The 12,776-nt window shown below is 44.8% G+C and carries 12 protein-coding genes; 6 read left to right on the top strand and 6 right to left on the bottom strand.

The features are described 5' to 3' along the window. The first annotated feature begins 25 nt into the window (after positions 1–25). Together ABL924_RS05760 and ABL924_RS05755 are read left to right on the top strand one after the other, a co-directional pair. Positions 26–1,210 (top strand): acetate/propionate family kinase, encoded by a 1,185-nt coding sequence (locus ABL924_RS05760; protein ID WP_349026119.1) that lies wholly within the window; start codon positions 26–28, stop codon positions 1,208–1,210. 278 nt (positions 1,211–1,488) lie between these two features. Beyond that, the gene (locus ABL924_RS05755; protein ID WP_349026118.1) at positions 1,489–1,659 is read left to right on the top strand and encodes a hypothetical protein; all 171 of its coding nucleotides are present in this window, start codon (positions 1,489–1,491) and stop codon (positions 1,657–1,659) included. A 70-nt stretch (positions 1,660–1,729) separates the two neighbouring features. Here ABL924_RS05755 and ABL924_RS05750 read toward each other — a convergent pair whose 3' ends face one another. Beyond that, positions 1,730–2,812 carry a DUF3047 domain-containing protein gene (locus ABL924_RS05750; protein WP_349026117.1) on the bottom strand — a complete coding sequence of 361 codons (1,083 nt, stop codon included), beginning with the start codon at positions 2,810–2,812 and terminating at the stop codon, positions 1,730–1,732. 168 nt (positions 2,813–2,980) lie between these two features. Between ABL924_RS05750 and ABL924_RS05745 the strand changes: the two genes are divergently transcribed. Next, positions 2,981–3,745, top strand: a complete 765-nt coding sequence (locus ABL924_RS05745) for an AraC family transcriptional regulator (RefSeq protein ID WP_349026116.1) — start codon at positions 2,981–2,983, stop codon at positions 3,743–3,745. Positions 3,746–4,076: 331 nt separating this feature from the next. Here the strand turns inward: ABL924_RS05745 and ABL924_RS05740 are convergent, their stop codons facing one another. The 5 genes from ABL924_RS05740 to ABL924_RS05720 all read right to left on the bottom strand — a co-directional run bounded on the left by ABL924_RS05740 (position 4,077) and on the right by ABL924_RS05720 (position 7,548). Then, positions 4,077–4,577 carry an RNA-binding protein gene (locus ABL924_RS05740; RefSeq protein ID WP_349026115.1) on the bottom strand — a complete coding sequence of 167 codons (501 nt, stop codon included), beginning with the start codon at positions 4,575–4,577 and terminating at the stop codon, positions 4,077–4,079. Positions 4,578–4,662: 85 nt separating this feature from the next. After that, entirely contained in the window at positions 4,663–4,899 is a 237-nt protein-coding gene (locus ABL924_RS05735; RefSeq protein WP_349026114.1) for a CDGSH iron-sulfur domain-containing protein, read from the bottom strand. A gap of 98 nt (positions 4,900–4,997) precedes the next feature. Then, positions 4,998–5,438, bottom strand: coding sequence for a YidB family protein (locus ABL924_RS05730; protein ID WP_349026113.1), 441 nt, complete (start codon positions 5,436–5,438; stop codon positions 4,998–5,000). Positions 5,439–5,950: 512 nt separating this feature from the next. Continuing rightward, positions 5,951–6,289: a DUF2782 domain-containing protein gene (locus tag ABL924_RS05725; protein ID WP_349026112.1), complete on the bottom strand. Its 339-nt coding sequence runs from the start codon at positions 6,287–6,289 to the stop codon at positions 5,951–5,953. A gap of 176 nt (positions 6,290–6,465) precedes the next feature. Beyond that, entirely contained in the window at positions 6,466–7,548 is a 1,083-nt protein-coding gene (locus ABL924_RS05720; RefSeq protein WP_349026111.1) for a sterol desaturase family protein, read from the bottom strand. A 519-nt stretch (positions 7,549–8,067) separates the two neighbouring features. Between ABL924_RS05720 and ABL924_RS05715 the strand changes: the two genes are divergently transcribed. The 3 genes from ABL924_RS05715 to ABL924_RS05705 all read left to right on the top strand — a co-directional run bounded on the left by ABL924_RS05715 (position 8,068) and on the right by ABL924_RS05705 (position 12,708). Next, positions 8,068–9,954 (top strand): potassium transporter Kup, encoded by a 1,887-nt coding sequence (locus ABL924_RS05715; protein ID WP_349026110.1) that lies wholly within the window; start codon positions 8,068–8,070, stop codon positions 9,952–9,954. A gap of 503 nt (positions 9,955–10,457) precedes the next feature. Next, positions 10,458–11,411 (top strand): magnesium/cobalt transporter CorA, encoded by a 954-nt coding sequence (gene corA, locus ABL924_RS05710; protein WP_349026109.1) that lies wholly within the window; start codon positions 10,458–10,460, stop codon positions 11,409–11,411. Positions 11,412–11,496: 85 nt separating this feature from the next. Further along, the gene (locus ABL924_RS05705; RefSeq protein WP_349026108.1) at positions 11,497–12,708 is read left to right on the top strand and encodes a hypothetical protein; all 1,212 of its coding nucleotides are present in this window, start codon (positions 11,497–11,499) and stop codon (positions 12,706–12,708) included. Positions 12,709–12,776: the final 68 nt, after the last annotated feature.

Raw genomic sequence — 12,776 nt, 5'->3', positions numbered from 1 at the left:
GTTGCAAAGATAAATACAAGAGCGCATGAATAACTATTTACTAGTCATCAACGCTGGCTCATCAAGCATCAAGTTCGCTGTTTACCAAAAGGATGCGTCATCAAACCAGCTTGTTGTAGTTGTCACTGGGCAAATTGAAGGCATCGGCAACCAGCCGAACTTCACGGTAATGAATCCTAATGATGTCGTATTGGTTGAACGTAAGCTTTCTGTTGACGAAGTTCACGATCACACGAGCTCAATCACTAGCATCCGCGCCTGGTTACGGGATTATTTCGCAGATGTCACATTACTGGCAGTAGGGCATCGCGTCGTCCACGGTGGACAATACTACTCAGCGCCTGTCCTGATTGATGCAAAAGTTTTAAATGATCTGGAAGCACTTGTTCCGTTGGCTCCCCTCCATCAACCACATAATCTCGCGGCGATCCGTGCGTTCCAGGAAATCATGCCAAACTTGCCGCAAGTAGCCTGTTTTGATACCGCATTCCACCGAACACAGCCCGATGTCGCCCAACGTTTTGCGCTACCTCGGCGTTATTTCGATGAAGGTGTGCGCCATTACGGATTCCACGGACTGTCTTACGAATATATTGTCTCTATATTGCCCACGCTCGATCCATCAATTACATCTGCACGTATCATCGTCGCCCACTTGGGTAACGGTGCTAGTTTGTGTGCGCTACAAAATGGTCGCAGTATCGCCACCACGATGGGATTTACTCCTCTCGATGGCCTCGTCATGGGTACCCGTTGTGGCCATATTGACCCTGGCGTGTTGCTTTATCTCATGGATCATTACGGCATGGATGCACGCGCTATGGAGCAATTGCTTTACCATCAATCCGGTTTGCTAGGCGTTTCCGGCATTTCTAGCGATATGCGTACGCTGCTTTCCAGCAACGACCCGTGCGCTTGGGAGGCGATTGAATTGTTCGTCTATAGCATCGGACGCGAAATAGGCTCTTTGACCTCAGCACTCGGTGGCCTTGATGCTCTGGTATTCACTGGTGGAATTGGTGAGCACTCCGCCGTAATTCGCGCAAAAATCTGCCAGCAAACGGCATGGCTGGGGCTAGAACTTGACCAATCTGCCAATGAAACCGAGGTTAAGCAAATATCAACGCTAAACTCAAAAGTATCCGCTTGGGTTCTGGCAACCGATGAAAACCTGATGATCGCACAGCATACGCTAAAGCAGGTAACTTAAATGCCAGTTATTCAATACCCTTAAAACTACCTGATTACCCATAAGCTTCCGCAATTTTACAGGTTTCCAGCTCTCTAAGAACCAAGCTACTCAGAAGGCTGTGACATGTGCAAAAATAAAACACACAACAGGCGGGACGCAGTCTGCGTCGAGTTATACCAATCCTAATAAGTTTTCATATTGATAGCATGGGGTTATAATCCAATTTTCAAGTAAAGCTTAAAGATAGGAGGTAACCATCGCATACCGAAGACGATTACCTGAAGCACTGCAATCGCATGATTTTCATGCCTTTGCACAAACAAAGGCGCAGCGGCGCAAAACAGAAGCTGGAGTCCAGCCAGGAAGCCCAGTTTAAGGAGGCGGTGCTTAGGCTGCAAGCACAACGTTCGGGCGGACGGGCGACAGGTCACGATGTCAAAAATGGGAGCTGCGGAGTTCCGCATTAACCGGATGACTAAAACTCAGATAAACAACCAGTATTAGGGCAATAAATTTCATTCATTCCTGTTGACACATTTATTGCACAGGCACTATCCGAGCATCGCTCAAGAAACTGATGTCTGCGTATTGACACACGCCTTCTTCATGCTGAAAAAGACTGACCGCAATCAGCCAGACTTTAACAATATTACCCGGGATTACGCCACCGATTGCGTCACTGTAGTCCTGATAAACATCCCGCTCTTCATTTAGCCATACACCCAAGCCTTGCAAACCGGAACGGATGACAACATGAGTCTCGCGGGCTGTCCAAGTCGGTATTGGGCAGCGATATACGGTTTCTGGCGGCAGTTCGGCGCTCCAGTAATAGGTAATGTCCTGCCCGTTATCGAATTCGACCGCGATGCTTAAATAGTCGTGGGTTGGCAGGGTATCTTCACGTACCGAGGAAGGCAGCGCATCTATTTTCCACGACCAACGCAAGCGGGTGTTCGGTTTAAATGGCAGGAAAACCGGCTTTTGCAACAAGCCACCATCATTGTGCGTATGGCAACAGATTGCCGATTTTTTTATCGGGACTGCACGGGCTTGGTAAATTTCGGCAGGCCCTGTAAACCACAGATAATCCCAGCCTTCCGGCGTAACAATCGGCGCAACCAACCGGTCAATTTCCATAGCGATCAGATTATTCACGTCACCGTGCTTGGCGATATTTTGTAAACCATCCAGCATATTGCCTTGCCAGTTTATAAGTAGCACGGCCAAGTTACCTGTCACCATATCGTACACTTCATCCGGGGTTGCCAGTTCGCCTGTTTTGCTGCACCATTCCCCCGGAAAATAACTGGCCAGATAAAGCCGTCCCGATTGCTCTACGGTAAAACTATGGCTATCGCGAGTGCCACGAAATATCTCGCCGTCCTGGCCGATACGAAACCACAGCTGAAAGTTGGGCTCCAGCGTGATGGGCAGGTCTTTAAATTGGGTTTTACCCGCAGCAAAAGAGGTTAAGTTAGTACCGGCTGCAACATCAAGACCGGTATCAAACCAGGGTTTTTGGTTGGATGGCAGATCAAATAAGTGATGATCATTAATAACATCCTTCGCAACATTAGCCAGTAATTCAGCAAAGCGTGACTTAAATTCAATAACATTCATAGTAGGTTCCTTGTTTAGAGTCTCTTTCCACCGTTAAGAGAACGGCTCCAGCAAAATAGGGGATTTCCTTAACTGTAGGCGGTATCGTTTATGGCGGGTAAAGCTGAGTAAAATCAGCTGGACGGATTATAATCAGATCATCACACTAAAATCTTGTATGAACTGGCTATGCTAAAACTTTATCCTGCTTATATGCGCTTATTTATCTGGCCGGGCCGATCGCTTTATTTCGGCCCGTCAGTACAACTGGATGCGCACGCCTATGCAACCGTAGCCCTGCATGTAGGAATTTACCGACCGTTTAGAATAAAAATTGCTGACAGTGCATGGCAAAGCTGTCGCTGTGCGATTGTTCCCGCCGGTATCAAGCATGAGCTTGATTTTGAAGGCGGCATACATGGCAAGCTATTTATTGAACGGGACAGTTCCGATTTCCTGTATTTTAAGCGCCGGTTTGCTTGCCCGGAGCAAACGCTGTCAGTTTTTCAGGATGATGAGCTGGTCAATCAATTGCGCTGGATTTATGAACTGGATCCCGATAAAACCGTGATTGAAAGCTGTTTGGACAGCTTGTTACGATGTGATGGAGCATTGAATTTAGTGATCGATCCACGCGTACAGACCGCTATCGACTTAATTTGTGATGAACCGGATCACAATTTCTCACAAGAATATTTAGCCGATAGGGCTAATCTTTCGCCATCCCGATTTCTGCATTTATTTAAACAGCATACCGATGTCCCCTATCGACGCTTCAGGGCATGGAAGCGCTTGCTTTTGGCATTAGAAAATTTAAACGCCACCGATAATATGACGATTGCCGCATTAAATGCAGGATTTGCAGATTCGACCCACTTCAGCCACAGCTTTCGCGATACCTTTGGCGTAAATCCGGCTTATGTATTTCGGGGAATTAATCGCTTTGAGGTTTAAAAACCAGTGGGAGCAGGCTCTGAGGTATACCCGCGAATCGCATCTTACAATCAATAAACTACATTAGGGGATCTCTAAAAATCCCCTCTCCCTCTGGGAGAGGGCTAGGGTGAGGGTTGTAAATGCTTGTTTTTAAAGCCCTCATCCCAACCTTCTCGGCAATAGCTCCTGCATTGCCCTACTACCTACATCCATGTAGGCATCCCAGAGGGAGAAGGAGTTTTTTGAATTTTTAGAGGTTCCCATTAGTTGTATCGCCACACCTAAAAAAATTTACCATCAAAGCTCGACACCCTCCGGTTAGTAACCTTATCGCCGTTAAAAGCGACGGTTAAAAATATTCGGGCGTAGCAATTTTATAAATCTCTAACTCCCTGCGTCTACAGGGATTTGTACGCATTTCTTTAAGTTGCCAAATCGCTTGTCTTTCCTCATCTCTTTTGTCATTTTTATGATTTCGTAAAAAGTATTGCCGCACCGTAATTCGCATACCTCTAAAATACATTCCATGCAGTGATTTTATTACCCGCAAAGCCGCAGCGTCCGGTTCAATATGAGCCAGGGCGTGAAATTCAACTAATTTCGTATTGCCCTCTCTTAGTGCTATAACTTCGACGTTTTTTATATCCCCTTTCGCTTTAAATAAGCCGCCTTTAATGACGGGTTGAATAAAAGCGGTAATCTCGCTAGGATCCGAGTCGTCTGGAATATGTCTAAAAAATATAATCATATAAACAGAGCCTTTTATTGAACAAAAACTATTTAATTGTGTGAAGAGCAGTAAGAATTGACGATCGGTGGTTGCCGAGAATGCAAACGCCGTAAAACCCACAATCTGTCCGGTTTTGGTGGCTATATTTCTTTCCCCGTACTCTCATGAGTGTTTAATTACTTGTTTGCAGCGACACCATCTCTACTTATAACGTCTTATGACTACCGTCGCAATACGGTGGATTCTTAGTTTGTTTGCATTGGCAAATGGCGACCGTTTTAGTTTCGGTCATTTCAAATTTTAGTGGTGTAAAGGGCGTGGTTTTATGCGAGCCATCGCAAAAGCTGCCGTTTGCGCTGTGTCCGCATGCACACCAGTAATGAGTGCCTAGTGCTAATTCGGAGACATTGGGATGGTCGGCGGCTATTTTGGGTTTTTCCATGTTTGTATCCTCTCGAACGGTTTACGATAAGATTGCCCAGTTATTATCTAATCCGAGCGATAAGGCTTGCATTTCTGCAAGCCTTGGGTCTACTTCGATTAAGCGGACTTATTAGCAAACAAACTGGTAAGCCCAGCCAAACCAGCTTCCAGCAATTTATTATCTCCAGGAACCTGGCCATCTGGAGTCAGTTTATCAATGACTTGGGGCAGTAAACTGGTCAAACTTCCTGCTACATCAGCGGTATTGATGCCAAATTTTTCAGCAAGGCCTTGTACGAAGGAAGAGCCTAATACGGCCTGGAGTTGTTCGGCAGAAATAGGCAGGTTTTCCCCTTTTCCTACCCAAGAGGCGACTTGGTCGCCTAAGCCACCCGCAGAAATTTTTTCTATCAATCCTGATAGACCACCTGATTGCGGGTCGCTAATCATGCCGATGACGGATTCCAACAGGCCGTGATCAGCACCTGCTGCTCCGGGTGCTGCGTTGTTGGTGATTTGGCTTTTCACAACGCCTAATACTGCATCTAAAATACTCATGTTGATTTCCTATTGTTAGGTGATTGATGAACTTGGCAAAAGTACTGTTTTCGTTACTTCTTTTAGCGCGAAGTATCATACTGCTTTCAGCTATTGCGGTCAAAATTTAGGTGTATATTACCTAACGGAGTTTGTGCATAGCTATGTAACCGTTAAATGTGGGATCCTTATATCGCGCGTCTTTGAGTAGATTCCTAAACCTTCATGAAATAAGGTCTTTTGCGTAAAATTGAAAATTTTCAATAATTAACGGTTACATAGCCCTCTGCATAGACCTTCGAAAGACTGAGGGGCATCTTGTCGAACCATAGCCGAATAACGTATAAGGAATCTCTATACCCCCCCTCTGGGAGAAGTTTTGGGTGAAGCATTTAAAATCAAGCAGTTATATCCATCACCCTAGCTCTCCCCCAAGGGAGAGGGGCTTTCAGAGGTTTCCTATAGATGATATTCCCAAATGTAAGAGACCTAAATTGCGTAGGATTATAAGGAAAAGTAGGTAGCGCACAAGCTCAGTTCCATTCCAGTATTTTCCACATATTAACACGGCTGCCCTTATCCATGTCATTGCCACGGACATCCATTTTGCCGTCGCCGTCCGAGTCAATAAAGTAATAAGGGGGGCCTATATCGGGGATGATTTTCACCATATACAACCTACCGCCTCTGCGATACTCCTGAATGGTTTTTTTGCCTTTGCGGATAATGGTGATGTCCGGCTCCATGTCTTCCCCGCTCTGTACTGGCAAGGGCGGTTCAGGCACTTCGGGAACAGGATCAAGCGTGGGCGGTTGTTCGTCAACAGCGAACACGGGAAAAGCAAGAAGGTATAGCAATAAAAAACGGCGCATGACAGGCTCACCTAAAATAATAACCAGCCCTATCTTATTACATTCTGGTCAATTTACCCGATAAATAACTAATGGGTAGTTTTAAGGAAGCCTTCCTTGGCTAAGTTCAACGGCTCGTATTTAAGAAAGAATAGCATATTATTTTCTACAAAACATAAGCTTACCGTCTATCCTCTTTAGTGCCACAGAAAGTTCGCTGGCATAAAGCCTTTCAGAGATTGCTGCCTAAATATCTGCTGGAAATTAAGGGGCATAACTTTAAAATAATCCGCTACAGTTTGCCCTGGATGGGTTTTTTTTTCATAGATCCTTACAATATCCGCTTTTGCTTCCAACCAGTCACGTAGGTCGTTACCTGGATAAAAATTGCGTTTTTCGGCTTTGTAATAAGCGGCCTCGGCGATCATCATGTCCAAATTTACTGATTGAACGTGGGCAGGTCTTTCAAGGTTAAATCCAAACTTGATCAGATTATATACATCCTGCGGCGAGTTGCCTTTAATGCCTATGCGTTTAGGTTCGACTTCTAATAGCGTCCCAAACAGCCTGTCCCAAACTGAAAGCATCGCGCCATAGTTACTATCATGCTCACTGCGTTCGGTTGAGTGATGCACTCTGTGTAAAAAGGGAACAATCATCACGTATCCCAACATACGTTCATATTTAAAGCTGATGTTCGTGTGATGGAACATGATGAACAACGTAACAGCCGTTTCAATCGACAGTACTAGCATCTTATCGATGCCTAAAATAACAATCAATAGTGCTTTCAAGGTATTAGTGGCAATAATTTCCATAAAATGTAACCGGAATGCCGTTGATACATTCAGGTAAGGATCGTTATGATGGACACGGTGAAATATCCACAAACAATCCACACGATGACAGGCTTTGTGCCAAAAATACAGCAACAGATCAACTGCCAAAAAAGCCAATATTGCTTTTAGTGCTGGGTTTGAAATGCCATTAAGCAAGCCGTTGCTTGAATAATGTTCGGCGATTATAAACAGCGTTGAAACCGAAAATACCGATATCAAGAGACTGTTAAAAACAAACAAACTAATATTAGTTTGATAAGAGAGGCTGGTTTGCCTTACTGGACGGCTTATCTTTGGAAAGCGATTCTCCAGGTTTGATAAACCGACAAAACATATCAACAGGACAGAGGCCACCAACTCGCCACTTAGCTCAGCAGACCATGAAGACCAGGATACGTTGGATAAAGTCAACGTAGTTTTTGCAATTAATTCATTTAACATTTACTTATCCTCCAGATTCGATAGGGTTGTCGATGATTACGGGGTTAGCTTACTGAATGTTAATGACGGAAGTATGACAACCTCGGCCATTAATCATGAAAAATACTGTTTTAAAAAATTCTCGGTCATCGATAAATAGTCAGTTTTTGCCACAGCTTTTTCAGTAAAGCGTGTCCTATTAGAGACAGTTACTCTTAACAAGAGATTAAGCACGTAATGTGCCAATAACTCAGAAGCCATGTTGTAAATGGAAGAATAACCTTAATAGTGATTGATTATAAAGGAGTTATAGTATGTTAAAAGCTTCAAAACGCTTTTGACGTGTTGTTTTTTGTTTAAAAAAATGTACTTAAAAACAACAGAATTGCTTCGAGGTGGTGCAATACTATGCTTATTTTGCACTATAAATAGCGTGTAGCTTTTCATTTACGTATTTGCTTCCCTATCATTAAGACACCCTGTTAGCCTATAATCGCAGACGGTTACTCATTTTTTTAACGTTTTAACAAGTATTTTAAAATGTCCGCAAATACACAAAATCATTCCAAGCAACAACTGACCACGCTTGCCCTAGGCGCAATTGGTGTCGTCTTCGGGGATATTGGCACCAGTCCGTTATATGCACTCAAAGAAGTCTTCCACGGCGGCTTGCCGATTGATAAAGACCATGTGTTGGGTGTGTTATCACTGGTTTTTTGGTCGTTGACGTTGGTGGTGACTATCAAATACGCGACCTTCATCATGCGTGCCGACAACAAAGGCGAAGGCGGTATCATGGCGCTAATGACGTTGGCATTGCACGGCTCGCACGACAATCCCGGCAAGATGCGCTTTATTGTTACCATTGGCTTACTCGGTGCGGCTCTGTTTTACGGTGACAGTATTATCACTCCGGCAATTTCTGTACTTAGTGCGGTGGAAGGTTTACAAATCGTCGCCCCCAAACTGGAACATTACGTGATACCTATAACAATAGCGGTATTGAGCGTGTTGTTTATTATTCAAGCCCGGGGAACTGGCGCGGTCGGTAAGATATTCGCACCCGTGATGTGCTTCTGGTTCGTGACGCTGGCGGTGATGGGCGTAGTCAATATTATCCACGAACCGGGAGTGCTGATGGCTATCAACCCTTATTATGCGGTACATTTGCTGTGGGAATTGGGTTGGCAGGGATTTTTGATTATGGGTGCGGTGGTGCTTGCGATCACCGGCGCTGAAGCGCTGTATGCTGATATGGGGCATTTCGGCCTAATACCGATCCGTTACGCCTGGTTCGGTTTTGTATTTCCGGCGTTGTTGTTGAATTATTTCGGACAGGGCGCGTTGTTGATTGGTCATCCTGAAGCGATACAAAATCCATTCTATTTACTCGCACCGACCTGGGCGTTATATCCATTGTTGATCTTATCGACACTGGCGACCGTCATTGCCTCGCAAGCGGTCATTTCAGGGGCGTTTTCGATTACACGGCAAGCGATTCAACTGGGATACTGTCCACGCATGGATATTTTCCATACTTCCGGTGATGAAATGGGTCAAGTCTATGTCCCCGCCGTCAATTGGCTGTTGATGTTTTCGGTATTTGTGCTGGTGTTAAGCTTTCAATCGTCGTCCGCACTCGCTTCCGCTTACGGTATTGCGGTTACCGGCACCATGATTATCGATACCATCTTAGCCTTTATCGTCATGAACGCTTTGTGGAAATGGAAAACAACCGCTAGCGTGATTTTTTTGTCGAGCTTTTTAGTTATTGATGTGCTGTTTTTTTCCTCCAATAGCTTAAAAATCCCGACCGGTGGCTGGCTGCCATTGGCGATTGCCACGGTGTTGTTCCTTACGATGACAACCTGGATTAAAGGCCGTGAACTGTTAACAGAACGTCAGAACGAAAAACGCGTACTGTTTGAGGATTTTGAAGCAGCATTGCAAAAAAATCCGCCAGCGACTGTACCAGGCACCGCCATTTATTTGACCCGAAGCTTACATGGTGTGCCGCAAGTCTTCTTGCATAACTTTGAACATAACCATGTTTTGCATAAACAGATCATTGTGCTCACTATCGTCACCAAAGACGAGCCTTATGTTGATGAAGCGCATCGGGTAAAAATCCGTTCGTATGGAGAAAACAGCCAGTTTTACCGCGTAAAACTTTATTTTGGTTTTAAGCAGCCGCAAGACGTGCGGCGGGCGTTGGAATTATGTATGCAGCAAGGGCTGGATACCGACCCCAAAAAGGTATCGTTTTTTGTAGGTAGGGAATTTATCTCGTTCCGGCGCAGCAGCTTGATGCCTGTCTGGCGCAGGCCTTTGTCCCGCTTCCTGTTCCAGAACTCGTCCAGCGCAATAGAATTCTTCAAAATCCCGGTGGATCGGGTTATTGAGCTTGGGATTCGGGTTGAATTGTAACGACAAATTGGAGCTGAACTAAAGCTTAGATAGCACTTCGAAAAATGCAGTGCTATTACAGTCTTTTGGTGATAATTCTTAAGAATTCATTTTTTCGACTTGATCCTCATTCGAGGAATCCTGTGAGATGTACAGATCCCCTTGGATATATCCTATTACATTGGCGGTTATTTTTCGGCCCTACTAACGGACATGGTTGAAGACGTTATCGACCTGCGGAAGTCAAAACCGATCCTTTAGATCGGCTATCGTCTGGTTTACGATTTATAATTACTATGCGCTGCATCGGCAAGCTAAAGAGGACTATATCTTTGGCTACCAAATGAGTTGCACATAGGGTTTTTTGATTAGTTATGTAATCAGCATTGCCGTGAATTTGTGGATTAATGCCCGTGTTTTTGGTTTACATGAAATACGCTAAAGGTAATTTGGCAAGTACCTAGCCCGTTATTAAGTTCAATTACTACCGCTCCTTAACCGCCTAATACTAAGAAAAAGCGCTAATGTTAAGACTATTCAATTTCGACAACGGGATGCTTAAAGAGCAAGCCCTTCCAGAAGACCCGCTCAAACTTTCGGTGGCTACAGCCGGCTGGATTGATGCCCACGATCCCAGCGATAATGAACGCTCCCAACTACAAGCCTTTCTACGTACCACATTGCCCGAATCGGAAGATGTGGAGGAAATTGAGTCTTCTGCACGCTACTTTACTGACAACATCGGTATTCATGTACGTTCATTGTTTATTGCACAAAGCGAGGGACGGCACAATACCGTTACGGTCGCTTTTATTTTGCAAAAAGAGCGCTTAATAACGTTGCGTGAAGGTAATCTGGCCGATTTTCGCTTGCTTCGTATGCGCGCTCGGCACGGACAAGTAAGAGCTAATTCACCCCAAGAGTTACTGGTTATAATGTTTGAGCAGAAAGTTGAAAATCTCGCTGATGCCTTGGAAGACATTCATCGTAAGCTGGAAGATGTTGGCTATTTAGTACTGGAAGTTGTGAACTCCGATCTTGAAGACGCGATCGATCAACTAGCCAAACTGGAAGACAGTAATGGCAAGATTCGCCTATGTCTGATGGACACGCAACGCTCCATCTCCTTTCTGCAAAGGCATCTGCGCCATGATCCTGATCTACAGGAAACAGCACGGGAGATCATGCGCGACGTGGATACACTGATGTCACATACGACCTTTTTGTTTGATAAGATCAATTTCTTGATGGACTCGACTCAGGGTTTTATCAATATTGCCCAGAACAAAATCATTAAAATCTTTTCTATTGCTGCTGTAGTATTTTTGCCTCCTACCCTAGTGGCCAGTATTTATGGCATGAATTTCCAACACATGCCGGAACTCGATCTAAAGTTGGGTTATCCAGGCGCACTGGTATTAATCGTTTTGGCGGGGATTGCTCCTTATTGGTTTTTTAAGCGAAAAGGATGGTTGTGAGTTGTCGCTGCGCCTATCACTGCAATTATTGATGCTATCAGACGTGCTTAAAATTCGTTAAGGTCACTACATTCAAAGGAAACACATGGTTTTTAAATTCCATCAATTTTTTGTGTTAGCAAAGGCCACTACAACATGTCTTACGATGTTGGTTTTATGCAGTCTGCAAGGTTGTTTTTCACCGATGGCACTGGATCACGCGGTCATCGAATACGACAAGACAACAACAGACATTCTGTCCAAACTGATACTGTTGAACATTGCCCGTTCTCACCAGCATCAACCACTGCATTTTACCGGTGTTTCCAATATTGCTGCGACCTTTAATTTTCAATTTAATGCTGGGGCAACTCCGGCGTTTACCGGCAATAGCGGCTCGTTATTGACACCGGTATTTGGGGGTACTGTCTCAGAAAACCCAACCATCAGCATCGTCCCAATAGAAGGCGAGGAATTTACCCGCCGTTTGCTGGCTCCGTTTCAGGAAAACAAGCTGACCATGCTGCTGCGGCAAGGTGCCGATGTCGATTTGATCTTACGTCTTCTTGCCAGCGAATTGCGGCTTTCCGATGGGAAACAAAGTGGCATTTATCTCAATAAACCCCGCGATGCAAAAGGTTATCAATTGTTCCGTCAAGCGGTACTGCATTTGTCGTCCATCCAGGATAAAAATAAACTTTTCGTAGAACCGCTCATGTTTGACCAGCAATCGACATTACCTACTGAATCCTTGTCGGCGGAACAATTGTCAGCATTGCAGAAAGAGTACAAGGTTGTGTATCAGGCTGAACGCAAGCAAGTCGTACTGACTAAAAGGGTGATTGGGCGATTTTTATTGACTAATTACGATCCGGCCTCACTGACTAATGAAGAGCGTATCCGCTTACAGGAAGAAGCCGAACAATATGCGGTTAACGATCTCAGTGTCGATATCCGACGCGGCTATCCTGGCGGAGAGTGGCCGATACATGGGGTTTTTCGCTTACGCAGTTTTCATAATGTGCTGAATTTTATTGGTCAGTCCATCAGCGACGATCCAGAATACGCCGTTGGCAAGTATCCGCAAACTCCCAATGTTAGCGAGAATCCGGTTCAAACTATGGCGTTGCTGGTTAGCGAGGATGAACCATCGGGTGACAATATTAGTGTACAGTTTGACGATCACTATTACACACTCAAACCGGAAGTGGGTTATCAATGGAATCGTGAGGGATTCAGGCTTTTGTGCCAAATATTTCAAATGACCATGACCGATCTGGCGAGGCAGGGTGCACCCGCCATTACCATTTCAAAGTAACGAAAGAACCTGACAACAAAGGTCGGGGTAAATTACGTTAATCAGGCTTATCAGGCGATTTGAAAACC

This window comes from Methyloglobulus sp. (assembly GCF_040079455.1).
Lineage (GTDB): Bacteria > Pseudomonadota > Gammaproteobacteria > Methylococcales > Methylomonadaceae > Methyloglobulus.
This window is presented reverse-complemented; position numbering and strand designations above follow the sequence as displayed.

Coding starts and splice junctions, on each gene's coding strand:
- ABL924_RS05760 (WP_349026119.1), top strand. CDS start 26: ATGAATAACTATTTACTAGTCATCAACGCTGGCTCATCAAGCATCAAG.
- ABL924_RS05755 (WP_349026118.1), top strand. CDS start 1,489: ATGATTTTCATGCCTTTGCACAAACAAAGGCGCAGCGGCGCAAAACAG.
- ABL924_RS05750 (WP_349026117.1), bottom strand. CDS start 2,812: ATGAATGTTATTGAATTTAAGTCACGCTTTGCTGAATTACTGGCTAAT.
- ABL924_RS05745 (WP_349026116.1), top strand. CDS start 2,981: ATGCTAAAACTTTATCCTGCTTATATGCGCTTATTTATCTGGCCGGGC.
- ABL924_RS05735 (WP_349026114.1), bottom strand. CDS start 4,899: ATGGAAAAACCCAAAATAGCCGCCGACCATCCCAATGTCTCCGAATTA.
- ABL924_RS05730 (WP_349026113.1), bottom strand. CDS start 5,438: ATGAGTATTTTAGATGCAGTATTAGGCGTTGTGAAAAGCCAAATCACC.
- ABL924_RS05725 (WP_349026112.1), bottom strand. CDS start 6,289: ATGCGCCGTTTTTTATTGCTATACCTTCTTGCTTTTCCCGTGTTCGCT.
- ABL924_RS05720 (WP_349026111.1), bottom strand. CDS start 7,548: ATGTTAAATGAATTAATTGCAAAAACTACGTTGACTTTATCCAACGTA.
- ABL924_RS05715 (WP_349026110.1), top strand. CDS start 8,068: ATGTCCGCAAATACACAAAATCATTCCAAGCAACAACTGACCACGCTT.
- corA (WP_349026109.1), top strand. CDS start 10,458: ATGTTAAGACTATTCAATTTCGACAACGGGATGCTTAAAGAGCAAGCC.
- ABL924_RS05705 (WP_349026108.1), top strand. CDS start 11,497: ATGGTTTTTAAATTCCATCAATTTTTTGTGTTAGCAAAGGCCACTACA.